At 37.6% G+C, this 16,038-nt stretch carries 20 protein-coding genes; 19 read left to right on the top strand and 1 reads right to left on the bottom strand.

Annotated elements, in window-relative coordinates:
* Positions 1 to 151 precede the first annotated feature (151 nt).
* The gene (locus BMZ04_RS02950) at positions 152 to 616 is read left to right on the top strand and encodes a divergent PAP2 family protein (RefSeq protein WP_093265072.1); all 465 of its coding nucleotides are present in this window, start codon (positions 152 to 154) and stop codon (positions 614 to 616) included.
* Positions 617 to 740: 124 nt separating this feature from the next.
* On the opposite strand, the gene BMZ04_RS02945 is transcribed toward BMZ04_RS02950, so the two are convergent.
* Positions 741 to 1,235 carry a YusW family protein gene (locus BMZ04_RS02945; protein ID WP_177184294.1) on the bottom strand — a complete coding sequence of 165 codons (495 nt, stop codon included), beginning with the start codon at positions 1,233 to 1,235 and terminating at the stop codon, positions 741 to 743.
* 382 nt (positions 1,236 to 1,617) lie between these two features.
* Between BMZ04_RS02945 and ytxJ the strand changes: the two genes are divergently transcribed.
* The 18 genes from ytxJ (at position 1,618) to BMZ04_RS02885 (ending at position 15,986) form a co-directional block, all read left to right on the top strand.
* Positions 1,618 to 1,959 carry a bacillithiol system redox-active protein YtxJ gene (gene ytxJ / locus BMZ04_RS02940; protein WP_093265066.1) on the top strand — a complete coding sequence of 114 codons (342 nt, stop codon included), beginning with the start codon at positions 1,618 to 1,620 and terminating at the stop codon, positions 1,957 to 1,959.
* Between the two features lie 6 nt (positions 1,960 to 1,965).
* The gene (locus BMZ04_RS02935; protein ID WP_093265063.1) at positions 1,966 to 2,781 is read left to right on the top strand and encodes an STAS domain-containing protein; all 816 of its coding nucleotides are present in this window, start codon (positions 1,966 to 1,968) and stop codon (positions 2,779 to 2,781) included.
* Between the two features lie 937 nt (positions 2,782 to 3,718).
* The gene (locus tag BMZ04_RS22675; protein ID WP_255367766.1) at positions 3,719 to 3,934 is read left to right on the top strand and encodes a mechanosensitive ion channel family protein; all 216 of its coding nucleotides are present in this window, start codon (positions 3,719 to 3,721) and stop codon (positions 3,932 to 3,934) included.
* A 35-nt stretch (positions 3,935 to 3,969) separates the two neighbouring features.
* A complete protein-coding gene (locus tag BMZ04_RS02930) occupies positions 3,970 to 5,409 on the top strand; it encodes a mechanosensitive ion channel (RefSeq protein ID WP_255367765.1) in 1,440 nt (479 codons plus the stop codon).
* Between the two features lie 586 nt (positions 5,410 to 5,995).
* Entirely contained in the window at positions 5,996 to 7,144 is a 1,149-nt protein-coding gene (locus BMZ04_RS02925; RefSeq protein WP_093265060.1) for an acyl-CoA dehydrogenase family protein, read from the top strand.
* A 17-nt stretch (positions 7,145 to 7,161) separates the two neighbouring features.
* The gene (locus BMZ04_RS02920; protein WP_093265057.1) at positions 7,162 to 7,746 is read left to right on the top strand and encodes a TetR/AcrR family transcriptional regulator; all 585 of its coding nucleotides are present in this window, start codon (positions 7,162 to 7,164) and stop codon (positions 7,744 to 7,746) included.
* A 143-nt stretch (positions 7,747 to 7,889) separates the two neighbouring features.
* Entirely contained in the window at positions 7,890 to 9,386 is a 1,497-nt protein-coding gene (locus BMZ04_RS02915) for a class I adenylate-forming enzyme family protein (RefSeq protein ID WP_093265055.1), read from the top strand.
* A 12-nt stretch (positions 9,387 to 9,398) separates the two neighbouring features.
* Positions 9,399 to 10,580, top strand: coding sequence for an acetyl-CoA C-acetyltransferase (locus BMZ04_RS02910; protein ID WP_093265052.1), 1,182 nt, complete (start codon positions 9,399 to 9,401; stop codon positions 10,578 to 10,580).
* 59 nt (positions 10,581 to 10,639) lie between these two features.
* Entirely contained in the window at positions 10,640 to 10,867 is a 228-nt protein-coding gene (locus BMZ04_RS22670; protein WP_255367764.1) for a hypothetical protein, read from the top strand.
* Positions 10,818 to 11,126, top strand: a complete 309-nt coding sequence (locus BMZ04_RS22665) for an acyl-CoA synthetase family protein (RefSeq protein ID WP_255367763.1) — start codon at positions 10,818 to 10,820, stop codon at positions 11,124 to 11,126. Before BMZ04_RS22670 ends, BMZ04_RS22665 begins: the two co-directional genes overlap by 50 nt.
* 8 nt (positions 11,127 to 11,134) lie before the next feature.
* Positions 11,135 to 11,392 carry an AMP-binding enzyme gene (locus BMZ04_RS22660; protein ID WP_255367762.1) on the top strand — a complete coding sequence of 86 codons (258 nt, stop codon included), beginning with the start codon at positions 11,135 to 11,137 and terminating at the stop codon, positions 11,390 to 11,392.
* On the top strand, positions 11,356 to 12,588 hold the full coding sequence (locus BMZ04_RS02900) for an acyl-CoA dehydrogenase family protein (protein WP_093265050.1): 1,233 nt from the start codon (positions 11,356 to 11,358) through the stop codon (positions 12,586 to 12,588). The genes BMZ04_RS22660 and BMZ04_RS02900 overlap by 37 nt, the downstream gene beginning before the upstream one ends.
* A complete protein-coding gene (locus BMZ04_RS22655; protein WP_255367761.1) occupies positions 12,585 to 12,716 on the top strand; it encodes a hypothetical protein in 132 nt (43 codons plus the stop codon). Before BMZ04_RS02900 ends, BMZ04_RS22655 begins: the two co-directional genes overlap by 4 nt.
* Positions 12,717 to 12,799: 83 nt before the next feature.
* The gene (locus BMZ04_RS22650) at positions 12,800 to 12,976 is read left to right on the top strand and encodes a TRAP transporter large permease subunit (protein WP_369802619.1); all 177 of its coding nucleotides are present in this window, start codon (positions 12,800 to 12,802) and stop codon (positions 12,974 to 12,976) included.
* Positions 12,977 to 12,993: 17 nt separating this feature from the next.
* Complete coding sequence (locus BMZ04_RS02895; protein WP_093265048.1) at positions 12,994 to 13,755, top strand: 2-phosphosulfolactate phosphatase; 762 nt, start codon at positions 12,994 to 12,996, stop codon at positions 13,753 to 13,755.
* A complete protein-coding gene (locus BMZ04_RS02890) occupies positions 13,755 to 14,810 on the top strand; it encodes a phosphotransferase family protein (RefSeq protein ID WP_255367760.1) in 1,056 nt (351 codons plus the stop codon). Before BMZ04_RS02895 ends, BMZ04_RS02890 begins: the two co-directional genes overlap by 1 nt.
* A 32-nt stretch (positions 14,811 to 14,842) precedes the next feature.
* Positions 14,843 to 15,010: a hypothetical protein gene (locus BMZ04_RS22185; protein ID WP_177184293.1), complete on the top strand. Its 168-nt coding sequence runs from the start codon at positions 14,843 to 14,845 to the stop codon at positions 15,008 to 15,010.
* 58 nt (positions 15,011 to 15,068) lie between these two features.
* The gene (locus BMZ04_RS02885) at positions 15,069 to 15,986 is read left to right on the top strand and encodes an NAD(P)H-dependent flavin oxidoreductase (RefSeq protein ID WP_093265046.1); all 918 of its coding nucleotides are present in this window, start codon (positions 15,069 to 15,071) and stop codon (positions 15,984 to 15,986) included.
* The last annotated feature ends 52 nt before the right edge of the window (positions 15,987 to 16,038 follow it).

Below are 16,038 nucleotides of genomic sequence, written 5' to 3'. Positions count from 1 at the left end.
TGGAGTGTCCTCCTTTTATGTAATTTTTACTATTATGTTGAAGTTTTCCATTGATTATTCATTTGAAATAAGAAAATGTGCTTTTTAGGATTATTTTATGCCAGATAGGGAAATGTAATACAAACAAACTCATTGCTAGTTGGAGGTCAAAATGACGAATATGAACCGAGGAATTGTTACTGCTTTATCTGCAATTGGACTAGCGCAAGGCTTAAAAATATTGACGCATAAAAAAATAACAGGAAATTGGGATATTAAACAAGCGTTTACAACAGGTGGAATGCCAAGCTCGCATTCGGCAGGAGTAGCAGCACTTGCTTCTTACGTAGCCGCTAATAAAGGAACTCGTCATACGGAAACAGCGCTGGCAGTTGTGTTCGGCACTATTGTTATGTATGATGCGCAAGGAATAAGAAGACACACGGGCGAAATCGCACAACTTGTGAATGATTTGGAAGATAATATAGCCACATTGTCAGGTAATTTTCCGAGTTTTGAGTATGTTCAACGAGAGGAAGAATTAAAAGAATTATTAGGACATCAGCCAGTAGAAGTAGCGGCGGGTGCGATTTTCGGTACTCTGTTTGGCATTATATGCGCTAAATTGGAAGATTGAAATGATACAGGACATATCAATAGTATAAGAAAAACCAAGTCGGGAAATTTCTGACTTGGTTTTTCTTATTTTGTCTTAGTCATGATAAAAAACCAAGCCGGCTTTGATCCCGACTTGGTTTCGATTATTCTTTGCTATCCGAGTATGTTTTTGTTTCCCCATCTTCGTATTCGATTTCAAGGTTAAAGTTTGTATAATCTGCTGCATCAAAAGCCATAGTTACTCTCCGGATTACTTCTTCTTTACTCATGTCTTGCGTTAATTGGAGATCTGTAAAAACTTGCTCTAATAATGTATATGCGGCATCTCCTTCTACATCGGCAGCAGCATGCATATTTTTGTAAACTGATTCCGTTTTTGATGAGTTTCCATAGTATTCTGCTATTATCGCATCTTCATTGTCTGGTGTACTAATGTGTAAATTTAAAAAACGGAATCCAAATTCGCTTTCCGGATTATCAGATGTTAGAGATTCATCAACCGCTTCATCTTGTTCCTCCTCAAATGCTGTTCCATTAGGTCCGTTTTCCTCTGGCTCATCATTGTTTCCACAAGCAGCAATTAGCATCGTGGATGATAAAAGTATGGTTGCAAGTGTAATCTGTTTTTTTGCTCTCATGTACATTCCCCTCTCAAGCTGAATTGAATCTATATATTTTATATAGCCTAAAAGTATGCTTAGTAAACAAAAGCATTGATAGATTGAAAGTTTGAGGTTTAGAAGGATAACATTTTTGGAAATATAAGAGGTTTGGTGAGTTAAGTTTAGTATAATGGTGAAAAGAATTAACTTGACTCAGCGAAATAATAACTGCTGAGTAGAGGAACTCTGGCTAATATCGCCGCGTCGTGCGGCAACGCCTGAGTGACCAACATCCTGTTGGCCTAAGCCTCCGGCGGATGTCACAGATTTTGAAGGGAGCTAATTGCGCTAGCGCAATTCAAAATCTGGACGCAAATACGCCGAGGCGTATTTGAATTATTTAGGGAGGATGGTTCAGATGGCAGCATATTCAGAGATCATATCAGTAGAACAGTGGAAGAATATTTTGGAGCAGTCGAAGGAGAAGGCAGTTATCGTGTTTAAACATAGTACTACTTGCCCGGTGAGCGCGCGAGCTTATGGAGAGTTTACTTCGTTTAATTCGCCTGTGGACACTTATTTAGTGAAAGTGATTGAAAATCGTTCGGTGTCTAATGAGATAGAAAATGATTTAGGGGTACGTCATGAGTCACCACAAGCATTTGTAATTGCAAATGGACAAGCTAATTGGAATGCATCACATAGGAAAATTACTAAAGAGGCGTTAACAAAAGCGATCGTATCAATATTGGGACGGTGAGATTGTATGGAAGAGATATTGAAAGTAGGTAAGTATTTAGTAGATAATGCAGAAAAAATTATTAGAGATATGACAGAAGAAGCACTAAAAAATGTTGAAATTCCATTTACGGAAGAGATGTTGGAGCAATCGATTCAACAGAATATGGAGTTTTTAGTGCTTATAGCGGAATCGTTTAAGGAAACGGAGGAAGCTGCAGAAGCAGAGTTAATCAAATGGAGTAAACAAGTCGGAGAACAACAAGCTGCACTATTCAACCAATTTTCAACGATTCTAAAGCCATTTGCTAAAAACCGCTTGATGTATTTGGAATACATTACCCAAATTTCAATAGATCATGGATTATCGATTGAAAATATAGTGAAAATAAATAATCGAATTAGTTATTTAATAGATGTAAGCTTAATCGAAACGATAGTCGCATACGAATCTTACCGTGATTCGCTAATGGAAGAAAGTCAAAAAGAGATAAACGAATTATCAGCACCTATTGTACCAATCCAGACAGGAATTGCTGTACTGCCTATAATTGGTATGATTGATTCTTCCCGTTTTCAGTATATTATAAATCATTTAGTGCCTTCGATACCGAGTCGTTCGATAGACCATTTAATCATTGATTTTAGTGGTATTTTAACAATAAATTCTGAAGTTGCAGAGCAGATGTTTATACTTCATAGTGTTCTTCAATTACTTGGAATCCATGTCCTGTTTTCTGGTATTAGACCGAATCTTTCGATGGAAATTGTCCGTGCAGGTATTGATTTAACTTCTTTTCATACATTTGGTAGTGTTAAACAGGCAGTGGATAGCTTAAGGTAGGCTAATAGAAATTTTTATATGGAAGATAAAATTCGATTTCTTGTAGAGAGAAATCGTTTTTTTTATAAACATATTTTGTGCTTTGAAACCAGTGTTCGCGATATTAAGGGTACCGCCGCTTTCCGTTGCAGGCGGACGCTTCTGCTGATATCAGGGATTAATATTTTTTAGGTACACTATGCGAATATTTATTAAACCTAATTAGAAAATGCTGTCTACAAATAAGTGGAGCATTTAGGATAAAGTACGTTTCATTCATCCATTTATTAGAACAACACCTCGTATTCAACGTCGTCTCACTCCAAGTGTACTTGCTCTTTTAAGATTTGGTTGCTTTCCGAATAGAACTGGTTGTTTTCTATAATTGATTGATTGCTCTTAGTCATTTACTGGGATGCCAATAAATAGAACTATAAGACCGTATAGGAAGAAAGCACATCAGAACATTAGATAGATTGGTTTAGTCGTGTTCGCAGTAAATTTGTCGCTTTTGAGATAGGCTTTGTCATGTTTACAGCTTATTCGACTATTTTGATATTGAATTTTCACTTTCAATAAAGTAAATATTTCATAAGATTGTCTTGAGAGCAGTGAAGCTGATTAGATAGCAATTTTGGTGGATTGTAGCGGAAGGGCGGCGACTCCTGCCGGATGAGTGAGACAGATAGGACATCGCAGGCGAACGCGTAAGCGTCGGCGATGGCCTATCGCTCACCCGGCGGAAAGCGTCCGCCCTGGAGCGGAAATCCTATGCGGGAACTTCTAACGGCGCAGTATCCCTATATTGCATTGTGGAAGGCTTAGGAAAACAAGATATATTTTGGCCATTTATGCTTTTGTTTTTGGCGTATTTGAATTAGTTTGAGCAGATGGATACGCGGGTAACAGATATTATAAAAGTTTTATAGGGAACTTAACAAAAAAGGAGGATGATGATATGTTCGATCAGTATTATTGGAGAGATTCGCTCTCTTTTTTACCAGAAATTTTAATAGGTCTAGTTGTTTTAATGATAGGATTTTTTATCGCAAAGCTATTAGAAAACATGACGTATAAATTATTACGAAAATTTCATGTGAATGAACGATTAGGAAATACAAAGTCCAAATGGACAGTCGAGAAAATTATTAGCAAAGTTAATTTTTTATTATAGTGCTGATTTTTGCATTTGTTTTATTCTTTAACATATTGAACTTGAATACAATGGCCACTCCGTTTGTTTCTATGTATTCAAGTTTAACTGGTGCTTTCTTAAATATTTTGAAAGCTGCTTTGATTTTATTATTTGCTTGGATTTTAGCAACTGTCATAAAAAAAGTAATTCAAATGGCTGGCTCGAAGCTTCAACTGAATAAATATGTTGGAAAAACGGGCGTTGATCCGGAAAAAGTAGATCAAGCTAAGTGGACGGATACAGCAGCGAATGTAGCGTACTATTTAATCTTTTTATTATTTATTCCCGCAGTATTAAATGCATTAGGAATTGATGGATTAAGTGGACCATTCGAAGGGATGCTTGCTAGTTTCTTTAACTTTATTCCTAAATTAGTATCAGCAGCTATTGTTTTTGTTATTGGTTGGTTTATTGCAAAACTAGTTCGTAATTTAATAGAGAAGTTTTTGCAGTCAGCTGGGGCAGACCGATTAGCAGATAAATTGAAGATTTCTTCCTTTATAGAAGGGACGAGTGTGTCGAAAGTTGTTGGGATTGTAGCTTTTGTTTTAATTATGATTCCAGTATCTATTACTTCCCTAGAGATTTTAGATTTAGAAGGGATTTCTGCACCTGCCATTGCTATGTTGAATAATGTGCTGGCAATGTTACCGAAGATTTTTGTAGCAATCGTGTTGGTATTAGTAGGGATAGTCGTTGCAAAATGGGTGAAAGATGTTGTTGTTTCATTGCTTGAAAAAATCGGAGTGAATTCAGTATTTGGTAAGATGGGATTCAAATCGGGTAATGGTACGGCACCAACTTTTTCTACTTTGTTAGGAACAATTGTGCAAGTTGTGATTATTTTATTGTTTGTAGTGGAAGCACTACAGTTGTTGGAGCTACACTTTATGGTGACACTCGCAACTGGGATTTTTGCTTATCTACCGTCTGTGTTTGCGGCAATGGTAATTTTAGCCGTAGGATTTTGGTTAGCAAATATGGTAGAAAAATTGGTCGGTAGTTTGATGACCCATTCTTCAGGAACACCACATTTCTTGCGTTACGTGGCTAAATATGCAATTTTGGCATTCGCATTCTTTATGGCATTAGACCAGTTAGGAATAGCAGCTTCTATCATTAATTCAGCGTTTATCCTCATTCTAGGCGGATTAGCATTAGCGTTTGGCTTGGCATTTGGATTGGGAGGACGAGAGCACGCAGCTCGCTATTTGAGTAAGATGGAAAAAAGTTTAGAAGAAGCAGAAGTATCGAAGGAAAAGTATAAAGCGGAAAAAGAATCCATAAAAGATTCCGTTAAGAAGAATGTTCAAGGATCGCAAGCGGAGCAAACCGTAAGTGAGGCAAGTGGCTATTTAGATGAATCTCCAGATACAGGATATAATATACCATCTACCGATGATCTACATCCTTATGAAGATTTACCGCCGAGTGACGAACGGATAGATAAATAAAAACTAATCGAAATGCCCTGGTGTAGCTATGCCGGGGCGTTTTTTTGATACTTTTGGAAACTATAAAACTAATTACTAGTGGCTAGTTTTCTACGAGCGTCTCTACATTCAGACTCCATCGCCTTGCTCCTGCGCAAAGCTCGTAGCAGAAAATTGTGCTTGATTAGGGAAGACATAGGCGTTTGTACTTTTCTTAACATTATTTTGGCTAAAAGCTAGTAGTAACACAGATATAAAAAATAACCGCAATCAAAGGGAAATTTTTTCTCTTCATCTGTTTTCCACTCTAGTATTAAATGAAAATACTATTAGTGATAGCCAAAAAGGATAGAAATAAGGAAAAGTCACTCGTACATTTCATTAGTAACAATCTATTATTACAAATACCTATATTTTTTTCGAAGCAGTATAAAAATTAAACGAAATTCGGATAGATATTTTTAAAATTACAAGCGTATAGTACAAAGTAAGTAATTTCATTCAAAATTTAAACTTTGTTTAAAAAAGTATTTACATTTAGAAATAGAGTAGTATGATGTATTTAAATATTGAATTTTCTGAAAAGAAAATTAATGGAGGGCGGAAAATGAAAGCATCTTTTATTACGGTTGAGCATGAGCTATTTCGGAAGTCTTTACGGAAGATGTTAGATAAAGAAGCGTATCCTTTTTTTGATGAATGGGAAGCAAAACGGGAAATTCCAAAGGATTTTTGGTTGAAGATGGGTGCGAACGGATTTTTATGTCCTTGGGTTGATGAAGTGTATGGAGGGCTTGGGCTAGATTTTTCGTATTCGATGATCTTGATTGAGGAGTTAGAAAGAGTTGGACAGGGCTTAGCAAGTGGGGCGAGCTTGCACTCTGATATTGTGAGCCCTTACATATCAAACCTTGGTACGGAAGTGCAGAAGCAAAAGTGGCTTCCAGGCTGTGTAAGTGGGGACTTGATAACTGCGATTGGCATGACCGAACCCGGTGCTGGATCGGATCTAGCTGGTGTGAAAACGACTGCCCGTAAAGATGGGGACTTTTATATTTTGAATGGTGAGAAGACATTCATCACAAATGGTCTGTTGGCAGATATTGTCATTGTCGTTTGTAAAACGGATTCAAATGTGCAGCCGGCGCATCGAGGGATTAGTTTGCTCGTTGTGGAGAAAGGAATGGAAGGCTTTTCTTATGGGAAGAAACTTAACAAAATTGGCATGCATAGTGGCGATACGGGGGAATTAATATTCGAAGATGTGAAAGTACCTGTAGCAAACTTACTTGGGGAAGAAGGAAAAGGGTTTTACTATCTTATGCAAAATTTACAGCAGGAGCGTTTAATCGTCGCGATTCAGTGTCAAATTGAAGCAGAAGAAATGCTTCGAATAACAATCGACTATGTAAAAAATAGGAAAGCATTCGGTCAATCCATTAGCAAATTTCAAAATACGCAATTCAAAATAGCGGAAATGGCAACCGAAATAGATATCGGTCGAACATATGTAAATCAGTTGACTGCTCGCCATATTGCGAATGAAGACATTGTAAAAGAAGTATCCATGGCAAAATGGTGGATTAGTGAAATGGCTAAACGAGTGGCGGCGGAGTGTTTGCAGCTGCACGGTGGCTATGGGTATATGGAAGAATACGAGATAGCAAGAAGATATCGTGATATTCCAGTTGCGAGCATTTACGCTGGTTCAACCGAAATTATGAAAACAATTATTGCGAAAAAGCTGGATTTATAAATGAAAGGAGGAATCTTATGAAGCTCTCAGAGAGAAAACTGCAAAAGAAAAAGCATGAAATTATTTTATCTGCAGTTAAAATCGTGAACCAAAAAGGGTATCAAGGTGCAACGATGGAGGAAATTGCTGCAGAGCTTCTAATGACGAAAGGTTCTCTCTATTATTATTTTAAAAATAAAGAAGATCTCATTTTTCAATGTCACGAAATGGTGTTGGGGCAAGCAATTAATAAATTACAAGATTATATTAATGAAGATATATCTAATGAACAGAAACTACGCAAGATGATTGCTAGTCATATCCGATATGCTATTGAAGAAAAAGAAACATTCAATATGATAATAAAGCCTGACGAAACATTTTCAAAGGACCAACTCAGTCCAATTTTAAATAAGCGAAATGAATATGCATCCTGGTTTGACCAAGTAATCCAAAAAGGGATTGCGGAAGGAGACTTTAGAATAAAAGAACCAAAAATTGCAAGAATGATTTTACTAGGTTCCATGAATTGGATACAGCAATGGTACAAAGTAAATGGGGACAAGACAATAGAGGACATACAAGCGATTTATGCAGATTATTTGATAAAAGTTGTGAAGTAAATGACATCATCTAAAACATTGCTTTGTTATATTTTACTGTTGATTTTTACTAATTTAATTGATTGATTGAAGTGGAAAACGTCCGCCTGTAACCGAAATCAGCGGTATATATGAATAGAATCAAAACAAAGGGGATTTGATATATGTTCGTTACGGAAAAATTGGCACTCCATGCAAAAGAGCAACCTAATCATTTTATTACCCAGTTTAATGGAAGAAAAACATCGTATTCCGCATTTTACGAGCAAGCCAAAAGATTAGCGGGTTATTTTCAAGCAAAGGGTTACGGGCAAGAAGATATTATTGCAGTTTACTTGAATAACTCAGATTATTTCCTAGTTTGTTATTATGCGTGTCAGCTCGGTGGATTTAGTGTAATGCCTGTAAATACGAAGCTCGCTGCTCCTGAAGTGGAGTATATATTTACCCATTCAGAAGCGAAGGCAATCATTTATGGAGCAGACATGGAGCCAATTTTGAACGAAATCCCGGACACATTTGCAAAATTTCAAGATACGCTTGTAGTTGGAGAAAACCGAGGCTTAATAGAGGTGCTAGAGGATGCATCTATTACTTACGCTGAAGTAAGCGAGCGTGAAGAGCGGACGAGTGTTGTTTTTTATACTTCCGGTACGACAGGTAAACCAAAAGGCGTTATGTTAACAGCAAATAATGTGAGAGCAGCTGCACAAATTTGGGGAGAAGCAATGGAACTAAACTCCAATGATCGCATGCAAATTGTAGCTCCATTATTTCACTGTGCGGCAAGTCATGTTTTTAGTATTCCTGTCATTTATGCTGGTGGGACGATTATTATCGAGGAAGGATTTTCTCCTGAGCGAGCTTTAAATACGATGGAACAAGAAGATATTACGATATTCTTTGGTGTGCCTGCGATGTACAGTATTTTATTGAACACACCAAAAATGCAAAATTTACAGTTACCTAATCTTCGACTGTTTACTTATGGAGCGGCTCCAATGCCATATGAATTAGTTCGCAAAGTGAAAGCATTATATCCAGATGTGAAAGTTCAAAATTTATATGGACAAACAGAAAATTCCCCAGCCGCTACGACGCTCAAAGATCATCATGCATTAGAAAAGATTGGCTCAGTAGGAGAACCACTTCCACAAACAAAAGTACAAGTAGTAGATGAATTTGGAGAGCCACTTCCAGTTGGGCAAGTAGGGGAAATAGTTACGAAAGGTCCACAAGTAATGAAAGGTTATTTGAAAAATGAGGAGGCGACAAGAAGTACGATTCAAAACGGCTGGCTATATACAGGCGACTTAGGCAGATTTGATGAGGCTGGTCTACTTTATATCGTGGACCGCAAAAAAGATATGATCAATCGAGCAGGAGAAAATGTGTACCCAGTAGAAGTAGAAGAAGTGTTGTACCAGATTCCAGAACTTTTAGAAGCAGCAGTAGTTGGAATTCCACATACCGTTTACGGAGAAGTTCCAAAAGCTTTTGTAGTTTTAAAAGAAGGACAAATGTTAACAGAAGAGGCTGTTATATCTTTCTGTTCAAAACGATTAGCAAACTATAAATTACCGGAAGAAGTCGTATTTATCGATGCCCTTCCAAGAAATGCAAGCGGAAAAGTACTAAAAATAGCTCTTCGAAAAGAGTAAGGGGGAAAAGAAATGTGTTCAGTTTATATTGTAGATGGTGCTAGAACGGCTTTTACTAGTTTTGGAGGTTCTTTTGCACAAGTAAAAGCAGATGATCTAGGTGCTGCAACAGCAGTGGAAGCATTGAAACGCGCAAAAGTGGATGCTACTCAAGTGGATCATGTCATTTATGGAAATGTGATCCATTCTAGTACAAATGCTTCGTTTTTATCTAGGCATATTGGTTTGAAAGCAGGTGTACCGATGGAGGTCCCTGCGTATAATGTGAACCGCTTATGTGGTTCTGGATCACAGTCAATCGTTTCTGCTGCGCAATTGATTTTATTGAACGAAGCAGAAATTGTGTTAGCTGGTGGAGCAGAAAATATGTCGATGGCTCCATACTCCAATTTCAACGCGCGGTTCAGTGCTTCCAAACTGGGCTCCGTTGCGTATGAAGATATGGTGCTTTCAACGCTTACAGATGAATATGTAGGTAGTGGCATGGGGATGACCGCAGAAAAACTAGCGGAACAATATGAAATATCTCGCGAGGAGCAAGATGAATTTGCACTGCTTAGTCAGAAACGGGCAGGTGCGGCACGTGAAAATGGTGTTTTTGCGAAAGAAATTGTCGCTGTAGAAGTTCCAACTCGAAAAGGAACGGTACTTGTATCACAGGATGAACATATAAAGGCAGATGTAACAGCTGAAAAATTGGCCACATTAAGACCTTCCTTTAAAAAAGATGGAACAGTGACACCTGGTAATGCAAGCGGGATAAATGACGGTGCCGCTTCTGTCATTGTTGCTAGTGAAAAAGCAGTAATAGAAAATGGTTTAAAGCCGATTGCTAAAATCGTTTCTTGGGGTGTAGCTGGAGTTGACCCATCTATTATGGGGATTGGGCCAGTGCCAGCCATTCGACAAGCGTTGGAAAAAGCGGACCTTCGATTAGAGGATATAGATTTGATTGAAGTGAATGAAGCATTTGCTTCTCAATATTTATCCGTTGAAAAAGAATTAGGACTAGATCGTGACAAGACAAATGTCAATGGCGGTGCAATTGCTCTAGGTCATCCAGTTGGGGCAAGTGGAACGCGGATTCTTCTTTCATTAGCATATGAATTGAAAAATAGAGGATTGAAATACGGAGTTGCAAGTTTATGTATCGGCGGCGGGCAAGGGATTGCAGTTGTAATTGAGCGAGTATAAGGGAATACATCTCACTTTAATAGTCTTAACTTTCCGTCACTTTCGGAAGGTGGGCTTAAATGGATATTCAGCAAGTAAAACTTTTTGGCAGAGATGGGATAAAAGTATTTGTAAACCGACCAAAAACAATTATACAAATTCTTTCTAATAGATTAAAAGAATTTGGTCAGAAGGATGCAATCATAACATACCAACTCTTAAAAGAATCTTTTCCAAATGCTAGTTTGCATAAGGCATATGGAGCTACCGAAACAACGTCCCTTGCATATCAAGATTATCAATGGTGAGGCTATAGAGTGTGAACTTGGAGAGCCAGGAGAAATTTATATAAAAGGTCCAATGGTAATCAAGGAATATTGGGATAATTCAGAGGTAAACCAAGCAAGTTTTACAGATGGATATTGGCATTCAGGGGACATAGGAATGATGGATACAGAAGGATTTGTTTACATCCGAGACAGAAAAAAAGACATGATCATTAGAGTGGGAGAGAAAATATTTTCAATTGAAGTGGAAGATGTGTTAAAAAATCATCCAGATTTCTAGAAGCAGCAGTGGTTGGTGAAACAGATCCAACAATATATGGCGAAAGGGTAAAAGCTTTTATAGTCGGTCCTAATTTCAATGTAGATGATTTTACTGAACTTAAGCAGCACTACTTAAACTTTCTAGCAAAATTCAAAGTACCTGAAAAGATTGAAGTTCTAGAAAACTTGCCAAGGAATACTTCAGGAAAAATTTTGAAATACATTAAAAACAATAAGGGGAAGATGAAATGCTTAAAGAGTTATCACCTAATGCAGAACAATTGAAAGTAAAGTTACTAAACTTCATGGAGGAATATGTGTATCCAAATGAAAAGGTGTATGAGGATCAATTGAATGAAGCAGAAAGTCGATGGCTCATTCCTCCTATTATTGAAGAATTAAAAGCAAGAGCAAAAGATGAAAACTTATGGAATTTGTTTTTAGATGATACGAAATATGGGCAAGGGCTTTCCAATTATGAGTACGCACAATTATGCGAAATAATGGGTAGGTCTTTAATTGCACCAGAAGTATTCAATTGTAATCCACCTGACACGGGAAATATGGAAGTTTTCATTAAATATGGAACGGAAGAGCAAAAGAAACAGTGGCTAGAACCTCTTCTTAGTGGAGAAATAAGATCTTGCTTTTCTATGACTGAAATAGGTGTAGCTTCATCGGATGCTACGAATATTGAAGGGAGCATTGTCCGCGATGGTGATGAGTATGTAATAAACGCCAAAAAATGGTGGACCTCTGGTGCACTAGATCCCCGCTGTAAAGTAGCAATTGTGATGGGGAAAACCGATCCAAATGCAGAAAAACATAAACAGCAATCGATGATTCTTGTTCCATTTGATACTCCGGGAGTGGAAGTAAAAAGACATTTACCTGTTTTTGGCTATGATCATGCCCCACATGGTCATGCGGAAGTGCATTATAACAATGTTCGAGTACCCGTTTCCAATATACTCCTAGGAGAAGGTAGAGGATTTGAAATTGCGCAAGGTAGACTTGGACCGGGACGAATTCACCATTGTATGCGTGCGATTGGCGCAGCTGAAAGGGCAATAGACCTTTTGTGTAAGCGCGCTAATGAAAGAGTGGCATTCGGTTCTAAGTTAGCTGACAAAGATGTGATTAGAGAAATTATTGCGGAAAGTAGAATTGAAATAGAGCAAGCAAGATTACTTACATTGCATGCTGCCCATAAGATTGATATAGAGGGCGCCAAGGCGGCAAGGAAAGAAATTGCTATGATAAAAATTGTTGCTCCTAGAGTATCTCTAAATGTAATTGATCGTGCGATTCAATTATTTGGTGGAGCAGGGGTTACGGAAGATTTCCCGCTTGCAGCACATTGGGCAAATGCAAGAACACTCCGTATAGTTGACGGTCCTGATCAAGTTCATCTTCGAGATATCGGAAAATTTGAGTTGCGAGAGCAATCGAAGAAAGAATTGGTGGTAGTAACTGAATGAGAGCCTGGACTATTACACAAATTGGTGAACAACAAGATGCGTTGAAGTTAGCAGATATTCAAAAACCACATCCTAAAGCGGATGAAGCACTAATTCATGTGAAAGGCAGCCGCACTAAATTTTTTTGATATTTTGCAATGCCAAGGAAAGTATCAGGAAAAACCTGAATTACCTTTTGTACCTGGAGGGGGCAGCCGTAATATTAATATAAATCCCCGTTATTCTAGCAATCATTCAAACACTCAACGTCGACATTCTCTGGTTAGGTGTCTTTGTTGCAGTTATTTGTACTATTGCCTTACTCACTCCGCCAGTTGGTTTAAGCGTATATGCAGTAGCTAGTGTTAGTGGTATTAGTTCAGGGGCTAGTCCCGAAGAATTATTGTAGAGGGATAGCAAACTATAATGAAATCGAAGGAACTGATTGAGTTGAGGAAAGTACATGTTATTACCCAGAAAGAAGCAGTTAACGAGCTAAAACTAGAAGGTTGCACTACTGTTGTTATCGACGTATTTTTAGCAACTTCCACAATAGCATTTTTATTGGAAAACCAATACGAAGCTGTTTATGCCGTAAAGGATAGTGAAAGTGCATTAGCAGTTGCCGCGAATCTACCTGGTCCATATGTATTAATGGGGGAAACGAAAGGGCATTCGATTAATGGATTTATTTATCCAGATCCTTGTTTAATAGAAGTAGCTAACAAAAATGAGGTAGCTATTATTTGTTCAACAAATGGAACAAGAGCTATTGAAAAAGCGGTAAATGCTAAAAAGTTATATATTTCTTCTATAATAAATGGTCATGTAATTGCTGAGCGCATACATGACCAGGAAGATGATTCATCTATCGTGTTAATTTGTTCTGGAAATGATGATCGTTTTTCGATGGAGGATTTTGTAGGCGCGGGTCATATTATTGACCATCTCATGCAAACAGGAAAGTATATACTCTCTGATTCTTCTAAAATTGCGAGAGAAACATATAAAAGTTCAATGGCTAACGGCTTTCAAAATTTACTAGAAAGTGAAACGGCAGAATTGCTTCGTTCGTTTCATTTTCCTGAATCGATGGAATATGTTATTAAGCATTTTGAAAAAGTAAATGTGCTTCCGGTTTTGGAAGGGAATAAAATTGTAAATGAGAGAAGGAAGGTTAGAGGATAATGAGCATATTAAACGAAGGAATAGAAAAAATGCAAGAATACATTAATTGGGAAAAATTAGAGCGATATTTGCGCAGTAGTATAAGCAATCTTCCTAACGGCAAGATGGAAGTTCAAAAGTTTTCCGAAGGCTATTCCAATTTAACTTACTTGCTTCGTATAGACGAATGGGAAGGGGTACTAAGACGACCTCCTTTTGGTAAAGTACCTCCAAAAGCCCATGATATGGAAAGAGAGTATAGGATGCTTGAAAAAGTAAACCCTGTATTTTCATTTGCTCCTAAGCCTTATGTATTTCATGAGGATCAAGATATTATGAATAAGCATTTTTATGTAATGGAGAAAAAACAAGGTGTTGTAATTGATGATAAACTGCCGGAAGACTATGGAAGTTCTGAAAGTGCAGGGCCATTAATTTCTAAAAACATAATTGAAACACTCGTTCAACTTCAATCGATTGACTATAAAAAAGCAGGCTTAGAGAATATGGGGAAACCAGAAGGTTTTATGGAACGGCAAGTAACTGGATGGATCAAGCGTTACGAGCTTTCCAAAACAGAGGATATCAGGTATTTACAAGAATTACAAGATTGGTTAGTTACAAAACTTCCGAAAAAGTCAGAAACAACTATCGTTCATAATGATTTTAAATTAAATAATATGGTACTGGACGCAAAACATCCTGGAAAAATGGTTGGGGTGTTAGATTGGGAACTTTCTACTATCGGAGATCCATTAAGTGACTTAGGATCGACAGTTGCTTACTGGGGACAGGCAGAGGACTTGGATATGGGGATTAATATTATTACGAATCAGAGTGGATTTTACAGCAGACGTGAATTTATTGAAACGTATGCAAAACTTAGCGGTAGAGATGTTTCAGAAATTTCATACTATGTAACATTTGGATTTTACAAGTTAGCGGTAATCCTACAACAAATACATTATCGGTGGAAGAACGGTAGTATAAAGGATGAACGTTTCGGTACGTTAAACGATGCAGTAAAAAACTTAGTTGAGATGGCTAATCTTACACGTTCCAATCAACTTCTATAAGTAGGTGAAAGTATTGTCTTGCACTGCTACGGATGGGGCTTTTCCAAGTCCGCTTTCATGCAATCTTTTATCCAGTTATGGAACTAATAATAATCGGTAGATGGACAGAAGAAAATAACTCAGATAATGCTAAAAGTGAGATGGAAATGAAGGATGTAAACGGTGAATCAAAACTTAAAGAATACTACGAATTAAAATAAGTATAACCATATTTACTCAATATACCAGTTGCTAAGTATACGAGGAGGAAAAACAAGTATGTTAACTAAGTTAAAACTACCAGTTATTGTAGCACCAATGTTTTTAGTATCTAGTACAGAATCAGTTATTGCCTCATGTCGTAATGGAGTTGTTGGTTCGATTCCACTACTCAATGCACGGACCGAAGAAAAATGCGAGGAAATGTTAGCGGATTTAAAGGCAGCTCTTCCAACTGAACCGTGGGCAGTAAATTTCATTGCGCATAAAACGAATAAGCGCCATGAATCCGATTTGGATTTAATACGCAAATATGAACCTCCTGTAGTAATTGTTTCTTTAGGGCATCCTGGAACGGTAACAGAGGTTGTACATGGCTATGGTGGGTTAGTATTTTCGGATGTGATCACGGTAAAACATGCGAAAAAAGCTGCAGAAGCTGGTGTAGATGGGCTTATATTAGTATGTGCAGGTGCAGGTGGGCATGCTGGAACGTTGAATCCATTTGCATTTATAGATGCTGTTCGGGAATTTTGGGATGGTTATATCATTTTAGCAGGTGGTATTTCAAGCGGGAAAGATATATTAGCAGCTCAAATTATGGGAGCAGATTTTGCTTATATGGGAACTAAATTTATACCAGCAGAAGAAAGTGTAGCATTTCCAGAATATAAGGAAATGCTTGTCGATTCATCAATTGCCGATATTATTTATACGGACTCTTTTAGCGGGGTAAATGCGAATTATTTAGTTCCAAGTTTGCTTAAAAATAATATCGATCCAACAAGCCTAAAGCCACGCGATATGGTGGACCTGTCTCATATGGTAGATGCAAAAGCTTGGCGAGATATATGGTCAGCAGGTCACGGCGTAACAACGGTTAAATCAATTGATAGTACAGCAGTAATCATTGATCGTCTTGTAAAAGAGTATGAAGAAGCGAAGAAGACGAAGAAGATTGTAACGGTTCATGCCTGAAACGTTACTTACGTCAATTGACCAGGGAGTAATATCTATTACTTTACATTGT

Origin of the sequence: Psychrobacillus sp. OK032 (genome assembly GCF_900111345.1) — a bacterium.
Classification (GTDB): domain Bacteria; phylum Bacillota; class Bacilli; order Bacillales_A; family Planococcaceae; genus Psychrobacillus.
This window is presented reverse-complemented; position numbering and strand designations above follow the sequence as displayed.